Source organism: Amycolatopsis sp. cg9 (assembly GCF_041346945.1).
Classification (GTDB): Bacteria; Actinomycetota; Actinomycetes; order Mycobacteriales; family Pseudonocardiaceae; genus Amycolatopsis.
On the sequence record NZ_CP166850.1, the window covers coordinates 6,923,106 to 6,943,529 of the forward strand.

The 20,424-nt window shown below is 73.7% G+C and carries 23 protein-coding genes; 13 read left to right on the forward strand and 10 right to left on the reverse strand.

Annotation, left to right across the window (positions count from 1 at the left end; genetic code table 11):
- Positions 1-72: 72 nt before the first annotated feature.
- Entirely contained in the window at positions 73-648 is a 576-nt protein-coding gene (locus tag AB5J73_RS32220) for a TetR/AcrR family transcriptional regulator (protein ID WP_370962468.1), read from the reverse strand.
- 130 nt (positions 649-778) lie between these two features.
- Here AB5J73_RS32220 and AB5J73_RS32225 point away from each other — a divergent pair, with 130 nt between their 5' ends.
- Positions 779-1,336 carry a hypothetical protein gene (locus AB5J73_RS32225; RefSeq protein WP_370962469.1) on the forward strand — a complete coding sequence of 186 codons (558 nt, stop codon included), beginning with the start codon at positions 779-781 and terminating at the stop codon, positions 1,334-1,336.
- Here the strand turns inward: AB5J73_RS32225 and AB5J73_RS32230 are convergent.
- Entirely contained in the window at positions 1,333-1,959 is a 627-nt protein-coding gene (locus AB5J73_RS32230) for a TetR/AcrR family transcriptional regulator (protein ID WP_370962470.1), read from the reverse strand. The two genes, AB5J73_RS32225 and AB5J73_RS32230, sit on opposite strands and share 4 nt — an antisense overlap.
- A gap of 143 nt (positions 1,960-2,102) precedes the next feature.
- Between AB5J73_RS32230 and AB5J73_RS32235 the strand changes: the two genes are divergently transcribed.
- From AB5J73_RS32235 to AB5J73_RS32245, 3 genes are read left to right on the forward strand one after another with little or no spacing between them, the layout of a single operon-like run.
- Positions 2,103-2,507: a zinc-binding dehydrogenase gene (locus tag AB5J73_RS32235; protein WP_370962471.1), complete on the forward strand. Its 405-nt coding sequence runs from the start codon at positions 2,103-2,105 to the stop codon at positions 2,505-2,507.
- A 5-nt stretch (positions 2,508-2,512) separates the two neighbouring features.
- Entirely contained in the window at positions 2,513-3,211 is a 699-nt protein-coding gene (locus AB5J73_RS32240) for an esterase/lipase family protein (protein WP_370962472.1), read from the forward strand.
- Entirely contained in the window at positions 3,208-3,648 is a 441-nt protein-coding gene (locus AB5J73_RS32245) for a hypothetical protein (protein WP_370962473.1), read from the forward strand. The genes AB5J73_RS32240 and AB5J73_RS32245 overlap by 4 nt, the downstream gene beginning before the upstream one ends.
- Positions 3,649-3,667: 19 nt before the next feature.
- Here the strand turns inward: AB5J73_RS32245 and AB5J73_RS32250 are convergent, their stop codons facing one another.
- A complete protein-coding gene (locus AB5J73_RS32250; RefSeq protein ID WP_370962474.1) occupies positions 3,668-4,342 on the reverse strand; it encodes an MFS transporter in 675 nt (224 codons plus the stop codon).
- A 122-nt stretch (positions 4,343-4,464) separates the two neighbouring features.
- Here AB5J73_RS32250 and AB5J73_RS32255 point away from each other — a divergent pair, with 122 nt between their 5' ends.
- The 4 genes from AB5J73_RS32255 (at position 4,465) to AB5J73_RS32270 (ending at position 9,964) form a co-directional block, all read left to right on the forward strand.
- On the forward strand, positions 4,465-5,922 hold the full coding sequence (locus AB5J73_RS32255) for a helix-turn-helix domain-containing protein (protein ID WP_370962475.1): 1,458 nt from the start codon (positions 4,465-4,467) through the stop codon (positions 5,920-5,922).
- Positions 5,923-6,162: 240 nt separating this feature from the next.
- Entirely contained in the window at positions 6,163-7,128 is a 966-nt protein-coding gene (locus tag AB5J73_RS32260; protein ID WP_370962476.1) for an MFS transporter, read from the forward strand.
- Positions 7,125-7,340, forward strand: a complete 216-nt coding sequence (locus AB5J73_RS32265; protein ID WP_370962477.1) for a hypothetical protein — start codon at positions 7,125-7,127, stop codon at positions 7,338-7,340. The genes AB5J73_RS32260 and AB5J73_RS32265 overlap by 4 nt, the downstream gene beginning before the upstream one ends.
- 218 nt (positions 7,341-7,558) lie before the next feature.
- Entirely contained in the window at positions 7,559-9,964 is a 2,406-nt protein-coding gene (locus AB5J73_RS32270) for an NB-ARC domain-containing protein (RefSeq protein WP_370962479.1), read from the forward strand.
- A gap of 3 nt (positions 9,965-9,967) precedes the next feature.
- Here AB5J73_RS32270 and AB5J73_RS32275 read toward each other — a convergent pair whose 3' ends face one another.
- Positions 9,968-10,777, reverse strand: a complete 810-nt coding sequence (locus AB5J73_RS32275) for a radical SAM protein (protein WP_370962480.1) — start codon at positions 10,775-10,777, stop codon at positions 9,968-9,970.
- Positions 10,778-11,016: 239 nt separating this feature from the next.
- Between AB5J73_RS32275 and AB5J73_RS32280 the strand changes: the two genes are divergently transcribed.
- Positions 11,017-11,646 (forward strand): GntR family transcriptional regulator, encoded by a 630-nt coding sequence (locus tag AB5J73_RS32280; protein ID WP_370962481.1) that lies wholly within the window; start codon positions 11,017-11,019, stop codon positions 11,644-11,646.
- Positions 11,647-11,678: 32 nt separating this feature from the next.
- Positions 11,679-12,413, forward strand: a complete 735-nt coding sequence (locus AB5J73_RS32285; protein ID WP_370962483.1) for an HAD-IA family hydrolase — start codon at positions 11,679-11,681, stop codon at positions 12,411-12,413.
- A gap of 13 nt (positions 12,414-12,426) precedes the next feature.
- Here the strand turns inward: AB5J73_RS32285 and AB5J73_RS32290 are convergent, their stop codons facing one another.
- Positions 12,427-12,957 (reverse strand): adenylyl-sulfate kinase, encoded by a 531-nt coding sequence (locus AB5J73_RS32290; protein ID WP_370962484.1) that lies wholly within the window; start codon positions 12,955-12,957, stop codon positions 12,427-12,429.
- Positions 12,958-13,002: 45 nt separating this feature from the next.
- A complete protein-coding gene (locus tag AB5J73_RS32295; RefSeq protein ID WP_370962485.1) occupies positions 13,003-13,752 on the reverse strand; it encodes an SDR family oxidoreductase in 750 nt (249 codons plus the stop codon).
- A gap of 129 nt (positions 13,753-13,881) precedes the next feature.
- Here AB5J73_RS32295 and AB5J73_RS32300 point away from each other — a divergent pair, with 129 nt between their 5' ends.
- Positions 13,882-14,220 carry a winged helix-turn-helix transcriptional regulator gene (locus tag AB5J73_RS32300; RefSeq protein WP_370962486.1) on the forward strand — a complete coding sequence of 113 codons (339 nt, stop codon included), beginning with the start codon at positions 13,882-13,884 and terminating at the stop codon, positions 14,218-14,220.
- 33 nt (positions 14,221-14,253) lie between these two features.
- Here AB5J73_RS32300 and AB5J73_RS32305 read toward each other — a convergent pair whose 3' ends face one another.
- Positions 14,254-15,375 (reverse strand): hypothetical protein, encoded by a 1,122-nt coding sequence (locus AB5J73_RS32305; protein WP_370962487.1) that lies wholly within the window; start codon positions 15,373-15,375, stop codon positions 14,254-14,256.
- A gap of 7 nt (positions 15,376-15,382) precedes the next feature.
- Positions 15,383-16,252: a TIGR03620 family F420-dependent LLM class oxidoreductase gene (locus AB5J73_RS32310; RefSeq protein ID WP_370962488.1), complete on the reverse strand. Its 870-nt coding sequence runs from the start codon at positions 16,250-16,252 to the stop codon at positions 15,383-15,385.
- A 96-nt stretch (positions 16,253-16,348) separates the two neighbouring features.
- Here AB5J73_RS32310 and AB5J73_RS32315 point away from each other — a divergent pair, with 96 nt between their 5' ends.
- The gene (locus AB5J73_RS32315) at positions 16,349-17,185 is read left to right on the forward strand and encodes a LysR family transcriptional regulator (protein ID WP_370962490.1); all 837 of its coding nucleotides are present in this window, start codon (positions 16,349-16,351) and stop codon (positions 17,183-17,185) included.
- The gene (locus AB5J73_RS32320; RefSeq protein WP_370962491.1) at positions 17,178-17,666 is read left to right on the forward strand and encodes a GNAT family N-acetyltransferase; all 489 of its coding nucleotides are present in this window, start codon (positions 17,178-17,180) and stop codon (positions 17,664-17,666) included. The genes AB5J73_RS32315 and AB5J73_RS32320 overlap by 8 nt, the downstream gene beginning before the upstream one ends.
- Before the next feature lie 10 nt (positions 17,667-17,676).
- On the opposite strand, the gene AB5J73_RS32325 is transcribed toward AB5J73_RS32320, so the two are convergent.
- Both AB5J73_RS32325 and AB5J73_RS32330 read right to left on the reverse strand, forming a co-directional pair.
- Complete coding sequence (locus AB5J73_RS32325; protein ID WP_370962492.1) at positions 17,677-18,795, reverse strand: LLM class flavin-dependent oxidoreductase; 1,119 nt, start codon at positions 18,793-18,795, stop codon at positions 17,677-17,679.
- Positions 18,796-18,872: 77 nt separating this feature from the next.
- Positions 18,873-20,264, reverse strand: coding sequence for a pyridoxal-phosphate dependent enzyme (locus AB5J73_RS32330; protein WP_370962493.1), 1,392 nt, complete (start codon positions 20,262-20,264; stop codon positions 18,873-18,875).
- Between the last annotated feature and the right edge of the window lie 160 nt (positions 20,265-20,424).

Here is a 20,424-nt window from a genome sequence, read left to right on the forward strand (position 1 = left end):
GAAGAACGGTGGCCGATGATCGCCTCGTCTTCGAGACGTTTCTTCGCGGGTTTCCGGGACGATCGGCTCGGGTCAGTTCTTCGCCGTGCCGGGTGCGTTCCGGTACGTCAGGATTCCGTCGACGCCGCGCAGGAAGGTTTCGCAGATCGGGGCCGGGTCGGTCAGGCAGCCCGCGGCCATGGCGCCGTCGCGGAGGAGGACGAAGTGGCGGGCCGCCGGTTCGGGGGCGGATTCGCCGGTGGCCGCCAGCAGTTCGGTGATGGTCTCCAGGAACCAGTGGCGGTGCGTGAGGACCGCCTGGTGCACCGGGTGGGCCGGGTCGGGGTACTCGGCGGCGGCGTTGAGGAACGCGCAGCCCCGGAAGCCGGGGGAGCGGATGCCGTCCGCGATCGAGGCGGCGACCGCGCGGACGGTGTCGGCCGGTGGGCCGCCGGCGGTGCGGGCGGCCGCCACCTGGGCGCGGATGGCGTGGTCGGCTTCGGTCAGGTAGGCGACCAGCAGGTCGTCCTTGCTGGGGAAGTGCCGGTACAGCGTGGCGCGGGTGACGCCCGCGTCGGCGATGACCCGGTCGATGCCGACCGAGTGGAGTCCCTCGGTGTAGAACAGCCGGCTCGCCGAGGCGAGCAGCCGGGCTCGGGCTTCGGACACGTGAACTCCTGCCTCGCGGTGCTGCGCCCAGGCTAGCAGATAGAACGGTCGGTCTTGACGGACGCACCGTGCGCTGCCATAGTCCCCATCACGAGATAGAACGATCTGTCTACCTGATTCGGGAGCACCCATGACCACCCGCACCGTTCCCGCCGCCGGCACCGCGCAGTCCCTGCGGCGGCTCTACTTCGCCCGGTTCGCGTTCGCCGTCGTCTGGGCCGGCCTGCTGTTCACGACGGCGTCGAGCCTCGGCCCGGTCAGCGTCGCGCTGCTGGTGCTGTACCCGCTGTTCGACGTGGCCGCCGCCGTGGTCGACGCCCGGTCGTCCGGGGCCGGTCAGCCGGTCCTGGCGCTGTACGTGAACGTCGCGATCAGCCTGCTGGCGGGCGCCGGACTGGCCTTCGCGGTCTCGTCCGGCATCCCGGACGTCCTGCGCGTGTGGGGGAGCTGGGCCGTCGTGGCCGGCGCCGTCCAGCTCGCGGTCGGCGTCGCCCGCCGCGCACTGGGCGGGCAGTGGCCGATGATCCTCAGCGGCGGGATCTCCGTCCTGGCCGGCACTTCCTTCATCCTGCAGGCCACAAAGGACGGTGCGTCGCTGACGACGCTGGCCGGCTACGCGACGCTGGGCGGCGTCTTCTTCCTCGTCTCCGCGCTGCGGCTGGGTCGCGCGAACAAGGCCGCAGGCTAGGCCTCGGCGAGCAGTGCCGGGTCGGTCGCGACCGCCCGGAGCCGCGCCAGCATGATGCGGGCGACCCGGTCGTAGCGGCTGTCGTCGTCGAAGAGGACGGCGTCCTCGGCGGCGACGCGCGCCAGGGCGTCGAGCTCGAAGGCCAGGTCGGTCGGATCGAGGTCCGCGTCGATCTCGCCCAGTGTCTGCGCCTCGGAAGTCGTTGCCGCGTAAAGGGTTTGCCAGTCCTGGCGGGCGGCGGCGATGGTGTCCCGGACGCGGCCGGGGCGGGCGTCGAACTCGGCGGCCGCCCCGGTGAAGAAGCAGCCGCCGTCGAACACCGGCTGCCGCGTGTACCGCAGCCACGACTCGCCCAGTGCCCGGACGCGCCGGATTCCCGCGGGGGCCCGCCTGGCCGGCCGGACGACCTTCGCCGCGAAGACCTCGATCGCCGCCCGCACGGTCGCGAGCTGCAGCTCCTCCTTCGACCCGAAGAGCGCGAACACCCCGCTCTTGCTGACGTCGAGCTCGACGGCCAGCCGCCGCACGGACAGGCTTTCCAGTCCCTCCGCCGAGGCGATGTTCATCGCCCGGTCCAGGATGAGCTGCCGTGACTGCATGCCGCGCAAGACCCGCTTGTCCACGACGTGAGCATACCGGACGGACGTCCGTCCGCTCTCTTGCCTGGCTGAGCGTCGATGTCAGCAGGGTTTGTCGGACATGGGTCTGGTTCACCACGTGAAGTTCCAGTACGGTCGTCCACATTGTTTGACCGAAGGAGCTGGGCATGCGAGCGGTGCGTCAGGACGAGTGGGGTTCTCCGGACGGCATGAGACCGGTCGAGATCGCGGCGCCGGTGGGGGTGTTCGCGGAGGTCGTCGACTGCACCACGGCGGACGTCGCCGCCACGGTCCGGTGCCTCCGCCCGGGCGGGATCCTCGTCGACGCCCAGAGCGCGTGGACCCGCGGGATGCGGGAACGGGCGGCGGAACCGGGTGTCCGCGCGTCCGGGTTCCTGGTCGAGCCGGGCCACGTCGGTCTCGCCGCGCTGGCGGACCTGGTGCGCGAAGGCGCGCTGAGCGTGCACGTCGGCAGCGGACTGCCGCTCTCGCAAGCGGTCGAGGCGCCCAGGTTCGTCGAAAGCGGACGGACGGTCGGCAAGATCGTGCTGACCGCGGGCGGGGCGGCATGAGCCCGATGACCACGTTCGTCCTCGTCCACGGCGCCTGGCACGGGCCGTGGGCCTGGCACGGCGTCGCAGCCCACCTGCGGGCGGCGGGGATGCGCACGATCACCCCGGAACTCGGCGCGGGCGGCCTCCACGACGACGCCGGTGCGGTCGCCCGCGCCCTGCCCGCCGGCGAAGAAGTCGTGCTGGTCGGGCACAGCTACGCCGGCCTGGTCGTGCGGGAGGCGGCCGACGCGCGCCCGGACGCGGTCGGGCACGTCGTCCTGCTGGACGGCTGGGCCGGGCCGGACGGCGCGAGCCTGGTCGGCTTGGCGCCGGCCGCGTTCGGCCAGGCGATGCGGGCGGCCGCCGCGGCGAACGGCGACGGCCGGCTGATCCCGGCGCCGCCGCCGGCCGCGTTCGGCGTCACCGAACCGGATCTCGCCGCGTGGCTGGCCGCGCGCCTGCGGCCGCAGGCGCTGCGCACGTTCACCGAACCCACGCGGTTGACCGGCGCGGTCGACAGCATTCCCGGGACAGCTGTCCACTGCCGGCCGTCGACCTACCCGTTCGACCGGTTCGGGGAGGCGGTCGGGTACGCCACGCGCGCACTGGACGGGCCGCATGACGTGCCGCTCACCGACCCCGGGCTGGTCGCCCGTGCGCTCTTGGCGATCCCGGAGCCGCCGCGCACGGCCGTGCCGGGCCCGGCTAGGTTGCTCGGGTGAGTCTCCTCGATGACGTGGCCGAACGCGACGGCTGGCGCTGCTGGGTGTGCGACGAACCGGTCGACCCCGGCATGTCGGTGAACGACCCGCGGGGGCCCAGCGTCGACAGCCGGACCGCCGATCGCAAGGCGAAGGTCCCCGAACGGCTCGCGCACCGCGGGTGCAACACGCGCAAGGGCGCGGTCAAGGTGGTCATCGCCTGGCCGGACCGCCTGCACGTGGCCGAACCCGCGCCGCTGATCACCGTGGCCGGCCGGCTGGAACGCAAGGGCGGCCGCGAACTGGTGGCCCGCTGCCCGACCGAGCCGGACGCCCGGGAAGCGGCGGACTGGCTGGTGGACCGGTTCTCCCGCCTGGTGCCGGGACTGCCGGTGACCGCCGACGTCCAGCCGGGCGGCGGCCAGTTCCTCGTCATCCTGGCCGCCGGCCGGCGCTGACGCGTGGGTCAGCCGGCCCTCACGCGGCGCCGCCGGGCTGCCACGGGCCGCCCGCGTACCCGGACGGCGGGTACGCCGCCGCGCGCTTGGCGGCGCTGAGCCGGACGACGCCGAGGACCGCGTTGAGGACGAGGGCGATGAGCAGGAACGGAACCGCGATCAGCTGGATCACCCGGAACCCCATCGCTTCGGAAACCAGCTGGCCGATCACCGGTCCGAGCACGAGGGCGAGCACGGCGAGCCCGGCGGTCACCCCGGCGACGGCACCGCGCCGTTCGCGGAGCTTCAGGATCAGCGCGACCGCCGTGCCGGCGGCCGCGCCGGTGCCGAGCCCCGACAGGGCGCGGCCGGCCATCAGCAGGCCGCCGGCGTCGGCGAAGGCGGCCAGCAGGACGCCGAAGAGCAGGAAGCACGTCGCGGGCACGGCCACGGCCGTGGGGAAGCGGGCGCCGAGCAGCAGCCCCGCGACGGCGCTGAGCGCCGCCCCGGCCAGGTAGGCGACCAACCCGATCAGGAGCAGGCTCCGGCTCGACAGGCCCAGCGCCAGCTGGATCTCCGACAGGCCGTCGAACCGGTAGATCACCGTCAGCATGAACAGCCCGATCAGCGCGGTGAACCCGGGCCCGGACACCTGCCACCAGACCGGTGCGGTGACCGGGCGGGTGACATTCGGCGATGGTGGCGTCACGTACATGCGGTGACCGTATAACTTCGACGGCCCCCGCGTGCGGCGTTGTCGGAAGTCGGACAGGGCCCCGTTTTCGGTAAGGTGGAGCCCGCTGGTGGCAGGGGGTGGTCGACGTCGGACCAGGTCGGGTGACCGAGCCGGGCGGCTCCGCCGAGCGGGCCGAGGACATCGTCGCGCTGACCCGGCTGGCCACCGGGCCCGGCGCGGTCGGCGCGGTGCTCGACTGGCTCGCGACGCGCACCGGCGGCACGGCGGCCCTGCTCGGCGTCGATGGCGAAACCCTTGCGGTGCCCGCGAAGCGGCCCGCTCCCGGCCCGCCGGTCCTGGCCGCGGCCGCCGCCGCGGTGGCCGGCATGCACCGCAGCGGGACGCCGTCGGCGGTCCTCGGCGGCGAGCCGGGCCCGATCGACGTCGTCCGCCTCGATGCCGGTGACGAAGCCGCGCGGGCGGCGTACCTGGTCCTCACGAACCGGTCGGCGCATCGGCACAGCGTCCTGCTCGCCGACGCCGCCCGCCTCCTCGGCCTGTGCTGGCGGCTGGCGGAAGCCGACCGGGCCCGCCACCGGGTCGCGTCGGCGATGACGCTCAGCCGCGAGGCCGTGCTGCACCTGCTCATGATCGGCAGCCTCGCCGCCGCCCGGCGGATCGCCGCCACCCTGGGGCCCCGGCTGCCGAACGCGGCCCGCGTGTTCGTCGTGGAGTGCCCGGCCGGCCGGCGCCGCCAGGTCGGCGAGCAGATCGACCGCTTCGCACGGGGGCGGGCGTGGATCGTGCCCTGTCCCGTCCGGCCCCACCACCTGATCGCGCTCGTCCCGCCGCGGCGGGAGCAGCGCCTGGACCTGCTGCTCGCCGACCGCGTCCCGGAAGCTCGGATCGGCGCGAGCCAGGAGGTACCGCTGCGCGAGACCGCGCTCGGCTACGAACAGGCGTTCCACGCGCTGGCGGTGGCCCGCGGCGTGCCCGGCCGGTACGCGCGGTTCGACCGGCACACCGACCTGACGCCGTTCCTCGGGGGCCGCGGCCCGGCCTGGGCGGCGGGGTTCCTGACGCCGTGCCTGACCCACGTCCCGGCGCGGCGGGCCGATCCCGGCGCCGAGGAGCTCTTGGCCACGTTGAACTCCTGGCTCACCTTCGACAGCGGCGCCGTCCGCCACCTCAAGATCCACCGCAACACGCTGTCCGCGCGGCTGCGCGTGCTCGGCACCCTGCTCGGCCTGGACCTGACCCGGCTCGCCGACCAGTCGGCGGCCTGGCTGGCCCTGCGCCTGCACGCCGCCCGCGGGACCGCGGCCGCCCTGGAGGGCACGCTCGACGATCTGCTGGCGACCCCGGCCGCCGTCGTCTGGGCCCGCTCCCAGCTGCTTCCCCTCGACCGGGCCGGCCTCCCGGCCGGCACCGAAACGCTCCGGGCCTGGCTGCACGCCGACACCCGGCTGCCCGCCACCGCGGCGGCGCTCGGCATCTCCGCACCGGCGGTGCGCAAGCGGCTGGCCCGGATCGAGCGCGCACTCGGCCGTTCACTGCTGCACGCGCCCAGCGCCAGGCACGAGCTGTGGCTCGCGATGCGAGCACTCGGCACGCTCTGACCGGCCGTCACTGGTCACCGCGAAACCGCGTGGGCCGCTCACTGTGCAGTCCGTGCCTCGCCGTGGCGGGCGGTGGCTGGCTAGGTTCGGGGCAGGCTTGCCGGACGATGCGAGGGGGAGCGGAGATGAGTGCGTCGATCGGAACAGCGCTGCGGTAGGTCTACTGTGGACTGAAGTGGAGACGCGACGGTGATCACTTCCGGCTCCGCAGCCCGCGCCGGTCCAGCATGATGCTCGGACATGGTCGAGAACTTCCGCCTGCGTTCGGTCGCCGCGGCCGCGTACGGGCCGGCGGCGCTGTTCGGGCTGTCCGAGGGGGCGGTGCTGCCGGTCATCGCGCCGAGCGCGATCGAGCGCGGGGCCGGCACGGCCACGGCGGCGCTGATCGCGGCGATGCTCGGGGTCGGCTCGCTGGTCGCGAACATCCCCGCCGGGGTGCTGACGACCCGGATCGGCGAGCGCCGGTCGATGCTCGTGGCGGCGGCCGTCCTGGCCGGCGGCGTGCTGATCTGCCGGGTCGACCTGGGCCGCGGGCCGTGGTCGCTGTTGCTCTACGGCTCCGGGGTCGTGCTGATCGGGGCGGCCGCCGCGGTCTACGGCCTGGCCCGCCAGTCGTACCTGACCGAAGTCGCCCCGCCGCACATGCGGGCCAGGGCGTTGTCGACGCTGGGCGGGAGCACGCGGATCGGCGTGTTCCTCGGACCCTTCGCCGGTGCCGCGGCGATGCGGTTCGCCGGTCTCCCGGGCGCGTACTACGTGAGCCTGGCCGCGATCGCCGCGGCGGCCGCACTGGTGCTGCGGGTGCCCGACCTCGAGGGTGCCGGCAGCGCCCACGCGCCCGTGGTCACCACGCGGGCGATGCTCAAGCGGCAGTGGCGGGTGTACGCGACACTGGGCCTCGGGGTCCTGCTGCTGTCGGCGATCCGCCAGACGCGTCAGACGGTGGTGCCGTTGTGGGCGGCGCACATCGGGCTGTCGCCGACGACCGGTTCGATCATCTACGGCGTTGCCGGCGCCGTCGACGCGCTGACGTTCTACCCGGCGGGCAAGGTGATGGACCGCTACGGCCGCCACTGGGTGGCTGTGCCGGCGACCCTCGTGCTCGGCACGTCCTTCCTCCTGATGCCGCTCGCCGGCGGCGCGACCCTGCTGACCGTGGCGGCGATGGTGATGGCTTCGGCAACGGGATCGGCTCGGGCATCGTGATGACGCTCGGCGCCGACGTGTCCCCGCCGGAGGGCCGCCCGACGCACCTGAGCATCTGGAACGAACTGGCCGACATCGGCACCGGCGTGGGCCCCTTGATCCTCTCGGCGGCGACCGCGCCGGCCGGACTCGGCGCGAGAATCGCGGTCAGCGGCCTGGTCGGCTTCGCCGCGGCCGGAGCGTTGTGGCGCTGGATTCCGAGATGCTCCTGACGGCCGTTCACCGCTGAGTCCGAAAAGGACAGTCCGGCCGGCCGACGCCGGTCGCGCACGCCCGGCTTCGGGCAATGCCCCAACCGGGTGGTGGTGCTTGACCTGCTTCGCGATCGTCGGACCACTACACCACCAGGTGTTGACATTCCTCGCACGCTCAGCACGCGGCAGCACTGCGCTACCGTAGAGATTCGGCTACACCGTGCTGTGGAGGTCCGATGAATCCGGCGGACAGGAACGCCGACAATGCGGTGCCGGTGCCGATGGACGGCACCCGATCGGAGTTGTCCGGTACGGCGGGTGACGTCGTCCAGGCGCGGGACGTCAGCGGTGGCGTGCACTTCCACCAGTCCGGTCCACCCGGGCGAGACGTACCCCGGCAATTGCTCGGCGATGTACGAGGATTCGTCAACCGCTCAGCCGAACTGGGCCGGCTGGACTCGGTCTTGTCCGAAACCGGGCGAGATGCCGCGCACCTCACGGTGATCGTCGGAACGGCCGGGGTGGGCAAAACCGCGTTGGCTCTTCGCTGGGCACATCGCATGCAAGACCAATTCCCCGATGGCCAGTTGTACGTGAACCTCCGCGGTTATGATCCGGGTACGCCGATCACCGCCGAACAGGCGCTGGATCGGTTCATTCGCGCCCTGGACGTGCCACCGGCGCGGATTCCGGCGGATCTGGAAGCCAAGGCGACCCTTTACCGGTCGTTGCTGGCCGACCTCCGGGTACTCGTCGTCCTGGACAATGCCGACAGCGTCGCGCAGGTACGCCCCCTCATCCCGGGCAGTGACGGCTGTCGTGTCATCGTCACCAGCCGGAGCCGGCTGGCCGGGCTCATGGCCCGGGACGGTGCGCAGCGCGTGATCGTGGAAGTCCTTCCCGAAGCCGAGTCGGTCGAGCTGATCAAGGCCATCACCGCGGATTACCGCGCCGAGGACGATCCGGGTGACGTCGCCGAGCTCGCCCGGCTGTGCGCTTGCCTGCCTCTCGCGCTGCGGATCGCCGCCGAACGCGCGGCGACCCGCCCGTGGATGCCGCTGGCGCAGCTCATCCAGGACCTGCGTGACGAATCCGGCCTTTGGGATGCGCTTTCCGCCGAGGACGGCGAGGAAGCCGATGGCGTGCGCGCGGTGTTCGCGTGGTCGTACCGGGCGCTCCCGGTCGACGCCGCCAGGATGTTCCGGTTGCTCGGCCTGCATCCCGGTCCCGAATTCAGCGTGCAGGCCGCCGCGGAACTGGCGGGCGCCTCGGTGCCGGACGCACGGCGTCTCCTGGACACCATCTGCGGGGCTCACCTGCTCGAGCAGATCGGGCCCGATCGCTACGAATTCCACGATCTGCTGCGGGCGTACGCGACCAACGCCGCCCATCACCAGGACTCCCTGGAAGATCAGTACGCGGCCTTGAACCGCGTCCTTTCGTGGTACCTGCATGTCGCCCACGCGGCCGGGACCGCGATGCGAACACCGGTTCGCCTCCTCCCGCCGACGGCTCTTCCCGCGCCTTCGGCACCGTTCGAATTCACGGACTACCTCGACGCCGCGCGGTGGTACGAGATCGAGTGGGCCAACCTCCTCGCCGCGGTGCGAGCCGCGGAAAAGTCCGGGCTGGACCGCGTCGCCTGGCAATTGGCGTTGATGCTGCGGCCGTACTTCACCCGGCAGGCACCGATGGCCGACCGGTTTCAGGTCATCGAGGCGGCGATGGGCGCCGCGGGGCGGGACGGCGCCGAGGTGGCCGAAGCGGAGGCCCGATTCGCGCTGGGCGCCGCGTACTCCACCGCGCACCGGCTGGACGACGCCGTGCGCGTGCATTCGGAGGTTCTTCAGCGCCAGCGTGAAATCGGCGACGGCGAAGGCGAATTGCTGTCGGTCAACATGCTCGGGGTGCTGTACCTCCTGCACCGCAGGTTCGCCGAAGCTGTCGAGCAGCTGGAGTCGGCTCGCGAACTCTCGCGCGAACGAAGTGATGTCGGACGCGAAGCGACCGCGTTGTTCAACCTCGCCGATGCCTACGACAGCTTGGGGCGCTACCCGGAGGCGATCGCCGCCGCGACCCGAAGTCTGGCGCTGAGCCGACAACTCGGTGACCAGCGGCGTGAACTGGTCGCGCTCGTCAATCTCGCTCGCGCGCAGGTCAACTCCGGCGACAGCGGGAGAGAAGAGGCGCTCGGCTCGGCCGCGGCGGCGCTCGACCTGGCTCGCGCCCGCGATGACGACCGCAGCGAGGGATGGGTGCTCCTCGACTACGCGCGGATCCAGCGGCTCAACGGCCTTTCCGCCGACGCTCTCGTGTCCTACCAGCGAGCGACCACCCTGCACATAGCGCTCGAAGACCGAGGCAGGGAGGCCGCGGCGCTGGGCGGCGCGGGGCAGGCGTACGAAGAGCTCGGACGGGTGGCGGACGCCGTTCCCTTCCACCGCCGGGCCGTGGCGATCTGCCGGGACCTCGGCGACCGGTGGCAGCTCGCCGTCGCACTCGACAACCTCGGGACGGCCCTGGCGGCGACTGACGTGGCCGATGCGCGCGCGTGCTGGCAGGAGGCTGCCGAGCTGTTCGAACACTATGCCGATCCTGCCGCGCGCGACCACCTGGCACGAATAGCCCGGCAGCTCGGCTGAGCGTCAGTGGTCACCGCATTGAGGGCCGGACTTCACCGGCGGGCAATCGGAATCTCCGCGACGTTCGGCGAAGTCCGCGGAGATCGCCGCCATCCTCGGGCTGACGAGAATCCGGTCCACCGGCTCTTGGCGGACGTTCCCGATGCTGATCCAGCGCGCCATCACGCAGGGGGAAACGTTGCCGAAAGTGTCGATGGCCGCTCGTCCCTGGGCGCACTGACCGCACAGGTCCGCGGCCGTGGGCGGTTCGTCCCGGGCTGCGCGCCCGATTTCGCGAACGTGGCCGACCCTGATGTCGGCGACGCCCAGCGCGCCGAGATCTGCGCACGCGAGATCGGCCGCTCCGTCGAAACCGACCACGACCACCCGGAGTCTCACGCCGGCTCGCACGGCCTCAGCGATGTTGGCACGCGTACGCGCATGGCTGCCCCGGACCCCGGTGAAGGCGTCGTGCGCCGCGGAATCGCTGGTGTAGTAGGACGTCGCCACGGAGACGTCCGGCCGCAGGAAGAGGGACCACCAGGATCGGCTGACCCGCACCAGGTTGGTGAACACCTCGACGCGCAGCCCCGCGGCCAGTGCGTGGTCGACCAGGTTCGCGCACTCGGGGTGCAAGGTGGGTTCGCCACCGATGAACTGCACCGCTTCCACGCCGGACCCGGCCGCCGAGTCCAGTACCCGACGCCAGTCCGCGCCGGTCATGGAACCGTGCCGGCCACGCGGCGAGGAATCGGCGTAGCAGTGCGCGCAAGTGAGCTGGCACCGGCCGGTCAATTCCAGCGACAGTGATCTGATGCGCGTGCCGGCTGGCATCGGGTCCCTCCTCTACGCCGATCGTCGAGCCGGAGCTTGTTCACGAAGGGTCGCAGGTAGTTCGCAGACGGTCAATGGCCCGGGGCGTCGACGTGGCTGCGTGGACTTCGTCGCGCCCGGCGAAGACCTCGACGTCCCACGCTGTCCGAAGTGGACTCCAGGGACCGCGGCCGACCGCCACGATGCGCAACGTCGTGTCAGACTGTAAGTCAGTCGGCCGGGAAAGGGGTCACGTGACCGTGCCTTTGCGTGGTACCAGCACGCGCGACGTCCTGGTCGGGGAGATCCGGCGGCACATCCTCAGCGGCGAGCTCGCGCCGGGGGAGCCGCTCACCGAGGTCGGGCTGGCGAGCATGTTCGGTGTCGCACGCCCGACCGTGCGCTCGGCCCTGCAGGAACTGCTCGCCCGCAACCTCGCCGAGCGGTCGGCCGGCCGGTCGCTGCGCGTTCCGGTGGTCACCGCGGACGACGCGCGGGACCTGTTCTTCGTCCGCACCCCGCTCGAGCTCGAAGCGGTCCGGCGCATCGTCGCCGAGAAGCGTCCGGTCGACGCCGCCGAAGCCGGGCTCGCCGCGATGGAGGCGTTGGCACCCGGTGCGAGCTGGGGTGATCGGGTCGACGCGCACACGAAGTTCCACGTCGCGGTGATCGGCTGCGCCGGCAGTCCGCGCCTCGACCGGATCTACCCGGCGATGCAGGAAGAGATGCAGCTCTGCCTGGCCCGGCTGAGCGACTCCTACCCGGCGCCCGGCGACCTCGCGGCGGAGCACCGGGTGCTGCTGGACGCGGTGCGTTCCGGGGACGAGACGCGCGCGGTGACGGCGATGCGCGAGCACCTGGAGCGTGCGTTGCGCAGTCTCACCGCCTGACGGTCATTGTCATACTGTCATACAGTGGGGTGATGACCGCTTTCGACCTGACGAAGTTCAAGGCCCTCAGCTTCGACTGCTACGGCACCTTGATCGACTGGGAGGCCGGGATCGCGGCCGTCCTGTCGCCGTGGGCCGAAGAGCAGGGGCTCGGCTTGGCCGACGAAGACCTGCTGGTCGCCTACGCCGGGCACGAGGCCGCCGTCGAGCGGGAAGCGCCGGCCACGCTTTACCCGGAGGTTCTCGCGGAAGCGTTCCGGCGCACCGGTGCCGGGCTCGGGCTCGCCGTGAGCGACGAGTGGGCCGGCCGCCTGGGTGGGTCCGTGCCCCGCTGGCCCGCGTTCCCGGACTCGGCCGGCGCGCTCGCCCGGCTGGCCGAGCGCTACCGGCTGATCATCCTGTCCAACGTGCACCGCGCCGGGTTCGCGGGCAGCAACGAGCTGCTGCGCGGCCGGTTCGACGCGATCATCACGGCCGAGGACGTCGGCGCCTACAAGCCCGCCGCGAACCACTTCCGCGCGCTGGAGGAGACGTTGCCGTCGCTGGGGGTGGCGCGCGGAGAACTGCTGCACGTGGCGCAAAGCCTGTTCCACGACCACGTGCCGGCGAAGCGCGAGGGCCTGCCGTCGGTGTGGATCGACCGCCGTCACGACCGGCCGGGCTGGGGCGCGACGCCCGAGCCGAGCGGTGACTGGGACTACCGCGCCGCGTACCCGTCGATGGCCGCCTTCGCCGACGCCGTCGACAGCGCGTTCGCCGGAACCTGACGCGCCGGTGCGGCTACGCGTCCGGGTGCGCCAGCGCGTTCGCGTGCCGCAGGACGAGGTCGACGCTCTCCGCCACGCTCGTCACCGCCGTGTCGATGACCAGGTGGTCGCGGTCCCACGCCTCGTATTCGCGGTCGAGCACCTGCTGCCAGGTCGGCAGCCGGAGGCCTTCGACGTCGACGGTCCGGTGCTCCACGCGGGCGCGGTGCTCGGCCGGGAGCGAGCAGACGAGTTCGGCTTCCAGGGTCCACCGGCCGTGCCGGTCGCCCACCGACTTCCAGGCGTCGCGGGTGAGCTTCAGCGGGTTCACGCATTCGGCGACCACGCTGACACCGACGTCGAGCTGGTCGCGGGCCAGCGCGTACCCGACCAGGTAACCGGCCGCCATCGGGTTTTCCGGGAGTTCCCCGGAGTCCACCAGCGCCTGCTCGATCCGGTCGATCCGCAGGTACGCCGCCCCGAGCGCGCGCGCCACCGGGACGGCCACGGTCGACTTGCCCGTGCCGGGCAGGCCGCCGAGCAGGATCAGGCCGGGCCGGCTCATCGTCCCCCCCTCCACCGGAGATCCCGAGCGTAGCCGTCCGGCCGGTCAGCTCGCCGGGCCGCCGACCAGCACCGACCAGCCGGCGTCGACGCGCAGGGTCGTGCCGGTCGCCGGGCGCAGCGCGGGGTCGACCGCCAGCGCGACGGCGGCGGCGACGTCGTCCGGTTCGAGCACGCGGCCCAGCACGGACTCCCGGGCGAGGCGGGCACCGCGGTCGCCGGCCAGCACGCCGGCGGTCGCCGGGGTCCGGACCGCGCCGGGCGCTACGACGAGCACGCTGACGCCGTCGCGCGCGCATTCGGCGGCGACGTGGCGGGCGAAGGTGGCCAAGGCCGATTTCGCGGTGCCGTGCGCGAGCCGTCCCTCGCCGACGTAGTCCGCGGCCGTGCTGCCGAGGTAGACGATCCGGCCGTCGCCCTGGGCCCGCATCGGTTCCAGGACGCGCTTGGTGACGTGGAACGCGCCGGCCAGCTCGCCGGTGACCTTGGCCGCGAAAGCGGTCCAGGACAGCTCGGCCAGCGCGGCGAACGGGGGCGGCGCGGTGTTGGCGTTGACGACGACCGCGTCGATCCGGCCGATCCCGGCGACCAGCGCGTCGACGGCGTCCGGGTCGGTGACGTCGGCCCGGGCGCTCGACGCCGTGCCGCCGGCGGCTTCGATGTCGCGGACGACCCCGGCGGCGCCCGCCGAGTCCGTGCGGTAGTTGACGATCACGTGGTGTCCGTCCCGGCCAAGGCGGCGGGCGACGGCCGCGCCGATGCCGCGGGCGGCGCCGGTGACGAGTGTGGTCGGCAAGGGTCCTCCAGGTGGTCGTGAGCAGGGCACTAACCTAGGGAAAGCTCGGCTGCCGCGGAAGGCGCTCACCACCGCGTGAGCTGCTCACCCGCGGTTGAGCGCGCAGGCCGGAGACGCGCGGGAGGCGTGGTGGGTGACGTGTTCCACAAGGACTGCCCGGCGCGGGAGGTGCTCGGCCACCTCGCCGGCCGGTGGGCGATCCTCGTGCTGACGGCGTTGCTGGCGAGCCCGCGCCGCTACCACGAGCTGCGCGCGGTGGTGGCGGGGATCAGCGACAAGAGCCTGGCGGCGACGCTGAAGTCGTTGCGGCAGCACGGGTTGGTGCACCGCGAGATCGGCACCGGGCAGCCGCCCCCGGTGACGTACTCGGTCACGGAACTCGGCCGCGGCGCGGCGGCGGCGCTGGCTCCGCTGCTGGACTGGATCCGCGCGAACGCGGACGAGATCACGGCACCCCGGGAACCCTGAGCGCCGGGTTCGCGGGCGGCGCGCTTTCCGGCCCTACGAAGGGAGATTCCCGCCAGGTGGGCCGGTTTCGGCGACCCGCGGCACCACGTCCCGGATGATCCGCTCGGCGTCCTCGGGCAGCACCGCCGGGCGCAGGCGGGCACCGGCCAGCCCGTGCCGTCCCGCCAGCCGGTGAGGATCGCGGCGAGCCCGGTCGCGGTGCCGGTGAAGATCGCCGTGTCGGTCGTCCACGCCGAACCGGCGGCCTGGCCGAGCCGGGCGAGGCGGCGCCGGGCGTGCTCGTCGGTGTCGCCGAGGACGACCGCGATGTCGGCGTACGCCGCGGTCACCGTGGCGTCCGGGGTCAGCTTTTCGATCTCCCGGAACGCGGTCAGCAGCGCGGGGACGGGGGTGCTCGGGCGTCGGGGTGAGGAACACGCGGTCGGCGACCGCGGCGGCGAGCCGGTAGGGCTCGAGGGCGTGGTGGGCGAGGGTCGCGACCGGCGGCACGGCGAGCACCGGGACGTTCAACGGCCCCACGGCGGTTCCCCGGCCGGGGAGCGGGCCGACCCGGCCGGGGAGCCAGAACTCCTCGCCGGCGCCCAGCGCGTCGGCCGGGAACGTCGTCCAGAGGTCGCGCACGGTGCGGACGTGGTCCTCGGCGTCGCGGAACAGGTCCCGCAGCCGGTGCGCGATCCGCGTCGGGACGTAGCTGTCGTCCGGCCGCAGCTCGGGCGTCGGCGTGCCGCCCACGGCCGTGGCGTCCCGCGCGTTCGCGGACACCTGGGGGCGCCACACCACCCGGCCGGGCCCGATCGCGGCCAGGGACGCCAGCTGGGTGGCGGTGTGGAACGGGTTGGCGTGCGTGACGTTCCGGGTGACCACGACTTCGCCGACGTCGGAGGCCGACAGCAGGACCGCGGCGGCGACCACCGGGTCCAGCCGGCCGCGGACCCGGCTCCCCGGATCGCCGGGGGCGGCGCCGAACTGCTCGGTCTGCGCGGTCAGGCCGTCTTCGAGCGTGACGAACCCGATGCCGCCGGCCGCGCTCGCCCGGCCCCACCCGGCCCAGTACCGGGCGCCGAAGAGCGCGGCCGGCTCGGTCACCGGCGACAGCAGCCACGCCGCCGGGTGCCACCCCACGCCGTCCAGGGCCAGTCCGATGCGAAACACCATGGGCCGATCACATGACCTTCACACCGGTGTGAAGGTCAACCGGTCCGGGATGTGGGAACACCGCCGCGGCGACCGCGCGGAGCGTGGCGATCGGGTCGTCGCCGAGTGGGTAGACGCCGACGTGGTCCGCGCCCGCCTCCCGGTGGGCCAGCAGCCGTGCGGCGACGGTCGCCGGATCGCCGTGCGCGACGAGCGCGTCGATCAGGCGATCGCTGCCGGCGCCGGCGAGGTCGTCCTCGGTGAAGCCCAGCCGCCGGAGGTTGTTCCGGTAGTTGGCGACGCCGAGCGCGGTTCCCGGCGGGGCCGACCGCGCGATCGCCCGCGCCCGGCCGGGATCCGGCTCGACCAGTGCGAAGTGGCCCGGCAGCACCAGCTTGCCCGGGCCGAGGATCGAGCGCGCCCGGCGGGTGTGGTCCGGGGTGACCAGGCACGGCACGGTGCCGGCGGTGCGGTCGCGGGCCAGCCGCAGCATCTTCGGCCCGAGCGCGGCCACCACGATCCGCCCGGCAGGCACCCCGGCGCGGACGAGCGAGTCCACATAGGACACCAAGGTGTCGTACGGCGACGCGTATTCGCGGTGGACTTCGCGGTGCCCGATCCCGACGCCGAGCAGGAACCGGCCGGGGTGCCGCGCGACGATCCGGTGGTAGGACGCGGCGACGGTCGCCGCGTCGGCGGTCCACGCGTTCACCACGCTCGTGCCGACGACCAGCCGCGTGGTCGCGTCGAGCAGCTCTTCGGCGAACGCGAGGCCGGCGGGCGGGGAGGCGTCCAGCCAGAGCGTGCCGTAGCCGGCCCGCTCGACGTCCGCGGCGCCTTCCGGGGTGACTTCGTGCTCGCGCAGGTGCGCGCCGAGCAAGCCGAGATCGAGGTTCATGGGGCCGACTCCAGCACGGCGGCCCGCGGCGAACCAGCGCCAGGACCGACGCGCAGCGATAACCTGGGGGCATCGTCCCAGCCCAGGGGAGGACCGGTGGAACTTCGGGCCTTGCGGTACTTCGTCACGGTCGCCGACGAGCTGCACTTCGGCCGCGCAGCGGACCGGCTGCACATCGCCCAGCCCGCGGTCAGCAGGCAGATCGCGCGGCTGGAACGCGAGCTGGGGGAGCGGCTGTTCGACCGGTCCCCCCGCCGGGTCCGGCTGACCGCGGCCGGGCACCGGGTGCTCGCCGCGGCCCGCGAAGCGCTCGCGGCCGCCGACCGGGTCCGCAGCGCCGCGGCCGGTCCCGCGGGTGTCATGCGCATCGGCACGGCGTCCGGGGTCACCGCCCGGCTGGAGCGCGGGATCGACGAGCTGCGCGAACAGTCGCCGGCCTTCGACGTCGTGCTCGTCGACCTCCCGCCGGCCGCGCGGCTGAACGCCCTGCGGCACGGGGAAATCGACGTCGCGCTGGCCAGGGGCGTGGCCGCGGCACCGGGGGTGCGGGTGCTGCCGGCCTGGACGGAACCGCTGTTCGCGGTCGTGTCCGCGCGGCACCCGGCCGCCGGTCGCGAGGTCGTGAGCGTGGCCGAACTGGCCGGAGGCAAGTCGCTGATCCACGACCCGTCCGTGGCCGCGGTGCTGCGGGAGGCGGGTGTCCCGGTGCGGCCGGACCGGCCGGCCGGGTCGGTCCAGGACACGATCGTCGAGGTCGGCTCGGATCCGCGCGCCTGGACGGTGCTGCCGGCCGGCCAGGTGGCGGAGATCGGCTCGACCCGCGTGCGCGCGATCCCGCTCGCGCCACGGACGACGATCACGGGCAGCGTCGTGGTCCCGGCCGGCCTCCCGCAGCCGTGCGCGGCCGCCCACCGGGCCGCGTTCGGTGACTGACACCGCGCCGCGGCTGGCCACTCCCGCCACCCGGCTGCACGCCGCCTGGCTCGCCGCGCACGCGGAGTGGGGACCGGGTCGGCACGAAGACGGCTTCGGGCTCCTGGCGTCCGACGAAGTCCTTTCGCCGGAAGGGTTTTCGGCGTGGATCACCCGGCTCGGCGCGGACGCCGGCTGCACGTACCGCTGGATCGTCGAGGGCGGCGAAGTGCTCGGCGGGATCGCCCTGCGGCACGGGACCCACGAGTCGGTCCGGCGGGCCGGGCACCTCGGCTACGGCATCCGGCCCTCCGCGCGCGGACGCGGGCTGGCCGCGTGGGCGCTGGGCCGGATGCTGCCCGAAGCGCGCAGCCTCGGCATGGACCACGTGGTGCTCGTCTGCGCGGCCGGCAACCTCGCGTCGGCGAAGACGATCGAGCGCTTCGGCGGCGTGCGCGAAGACGCCGGCACCACGTGGCGCTACCGCATCCGGCTGCGGTGACGCCGCCGGCTCAGCGGTTCCAGTGCCCGCCGAGCAGTTCGTAGGACCGGACGCGGTCGGCGTGGGCGTGGGTGATGGTCGTGACGACGATCTCGTCGGCGCCGGTGGCCTCCTGCAACTGCCGCAGGCGCGCGGCGACGGTGGCGGGGGAGCCGGCGAACTGGGTGCCGACGCGGTCGGCGACGAGGGCGCGGTCCTCGTCGGTCCACTCGTGCGCGGCGGCTTCCGCGGGGGTGGGGAAGGGGATCGCGCCCTCGGCCTTGCGGATGCTGCGGACCCAGGGGCCGTAGCCGCTCGCCAGTTCTCGCGCGGTGGCGTCGTCCTCGGCGACGACGACGTCGGCCGACACCGCGACGTACGGCCGGGGGAGCGCGGCCGAAGGCCGGAACGCCTGCCGGTAGGCGGCCACGGCTTCGAGCACGCCCGACGGGCTGACGTGGTAGTTGGCGGCGAACCGCAGGGAATTGCGCCCGGCCACGGCCGCGCTCTGCCCGCCGCTGCTGCCGAGGATCCAGACCTGCGGCCGCGCGCCTTCCCCGGGCACGGCGTGCGCCGCCTCCCCGTCGGCGGCCCGGTAGGTGCCACCGAGCAGCGCGAGGATGTCGTCGACCTGCTCGCCGTAGTCGGGCGATTCGGCGCCGGGTTGCTGCAGCAGCGCGAAGGTCACGCCGAGCCGCGCCGACCGGGCCAGGCCGCTGAAATCGGGTTTCGGCGGGATGAGAAGCCCGTTGGCGGCCTGCGTGGGCGCGGTGGGGTGCGCCGCCGCGGCGGCGTATTCGCGGACGAGCTGCTTGCCGCTGCGCCCGAGCCCGAGGTCGAGCCGCCCGGGGTGCAGCGCCTCGATGAGCCCGAACTCCTCCACCACGGCCAGCGGCGTGCGGTGGGCGAGCTGCACACCCGCGGACCCGAGCCGGATCGTCCGCGTCGCACCGGCGACGAGCGCGATCAGCACCGGCGGCGACGCGCCGGCGACACCGGCGTTCAGGTGGTGTTCGGCGAACCAGTACCGGTGGTAGCCGAACTCCTCGGCCCGCCGGGCGAGATCGACGGTGTTGCGCACGGCTTCGGCGGCGTCGGAACCGGAACTGATCGGGACGAGGTCCAGGACGGACAGCGGGATTTCGGGCATGGGCGGTCCTACCTTCTCGGTCGGGGCTGAGCGCGCGGTCCGGGTCGTGCCTTGACAAGGCCCATCGGGACGTCCTTTCAGCCGAGCTGTCCGTTGCGGAGGGACCCGGCGATCCGCCCGTCGACGACGATCCACGCGGCTTCGCGGGTGCCGAGGCGGGCGCGGGCGGCCGCCGGGCTTTCGGTGATCCCGATGGTGGGCAACGGATCCGTGACGTGGGCGGTGATCGGGTCGGCCGGGCGGGCCGTGCCGGCGGTGACCAGCCGGCGGAGCTCGGCGACGTCGAGGGTCCCGGTCACCTCAGCGACCGACAGCGAGCCCGGCGGCGAACCGGGCCGCCGGGGCCCGACCGGCCGCAGCGCGGCCGGGTGGCGGTCCGCGAGTGCCTCGCCGACCGATGCCGTCGCCGGCACGGCGGGAGGTGGTGCGGGCAGCGGGCCGACGACGTCCGCCACCGTGGGTCCCGCCGCGTGCCCGACCGGGAAACCCAGGCGCAGCAGCCAACCGTCGTCGTAGTACTTCGACAGGTACGACCGGCCGGAGTCGGGTACCACGACGACGATCAAGGCGTCCGGCGCCGAGCGGGCGGCCAGCCGCAGCGCCGCGGCGACCGCGGTTCCGGCCGAGGCGCCGAGCAGCAGTCCCTCTTCGCGGGCGAGCCGCCGCGCCGTCAGGATGGATTCGCGGTCGCCGATCGCTTCGACGTGGTCGACGACGCCGCGGTGGTAGGAGCGGGGCCAGACGTCTTCGGCGGTGTCCGGGTGGCGGTAGTGCCCGATGCTCTCGACCAGGTACGGACTGCCGTCGCCGCCGGAGTACACCGAGTGCTCGGGGTCGGCGCCGACCACCCGGACGCGGCCGCCGCTGACCTCCTTGAGGTACGCGCCGGCTCCGCTGACCGTCCCGCCGGTGCCGACGCCGGCGACGAAGTGGGTGATCCGGCCGTGTGTCTGCCGCCAGATCTCGGGCCCGGTCGTCGCGCGGTGGGCCGCGGGGTTGGCCGGGTTGTCGTACTGGTCGGCGAGCCAGCCACCCCGGTCGGCGGCGACGCGGCGGGCGACCTGCCGGACGTGCTCGGGGTCCTCCTGCGGCACGGCACCGGGGGTGACCACCACCTCGGCCCCGTAGGCGCGCAGGATCGCGGTCTTCTCGGAGCTGGTCTTGTCCGGCACCACGACGGTCAGCCGGTAGCCGCGCTGGGCCGCGACGATCGCCAGCCCGATGCCGGTGTTCCCGGAGGTCCCCTCGACGATCAGGCCGCCGGGCGGCAGCGCGCCCGAGCGCTCCGCGTCGAGCACCATCGCCAGCGCGGCCCGGTCCTTGACGCTCCCGCCCGGGTTGAGGAACTCGGCCTTGACGTACACGCGCGGTGCGATCCGGGCCAGCCGGATCAGCGGGGTCCCGCCGATCGCGTCGAGGACGGAGTCGAAGGCGTCGGGTCCGGGCGGCGCCGGAACGTCGGCGGCCATGCGCACCCCCTCGGGTTCGGGTACCCCACAGCTATCCCGAGCCGGCACCGCACCGCACCCGTGCCCAGGATGTGGGCGGATCGGCGATACCGGGTTCCGTGACGAGCGACGGCCGCGCCGTGCTGCCGGGCTTCCCGGAACAACCCGGACAACGCCCGGT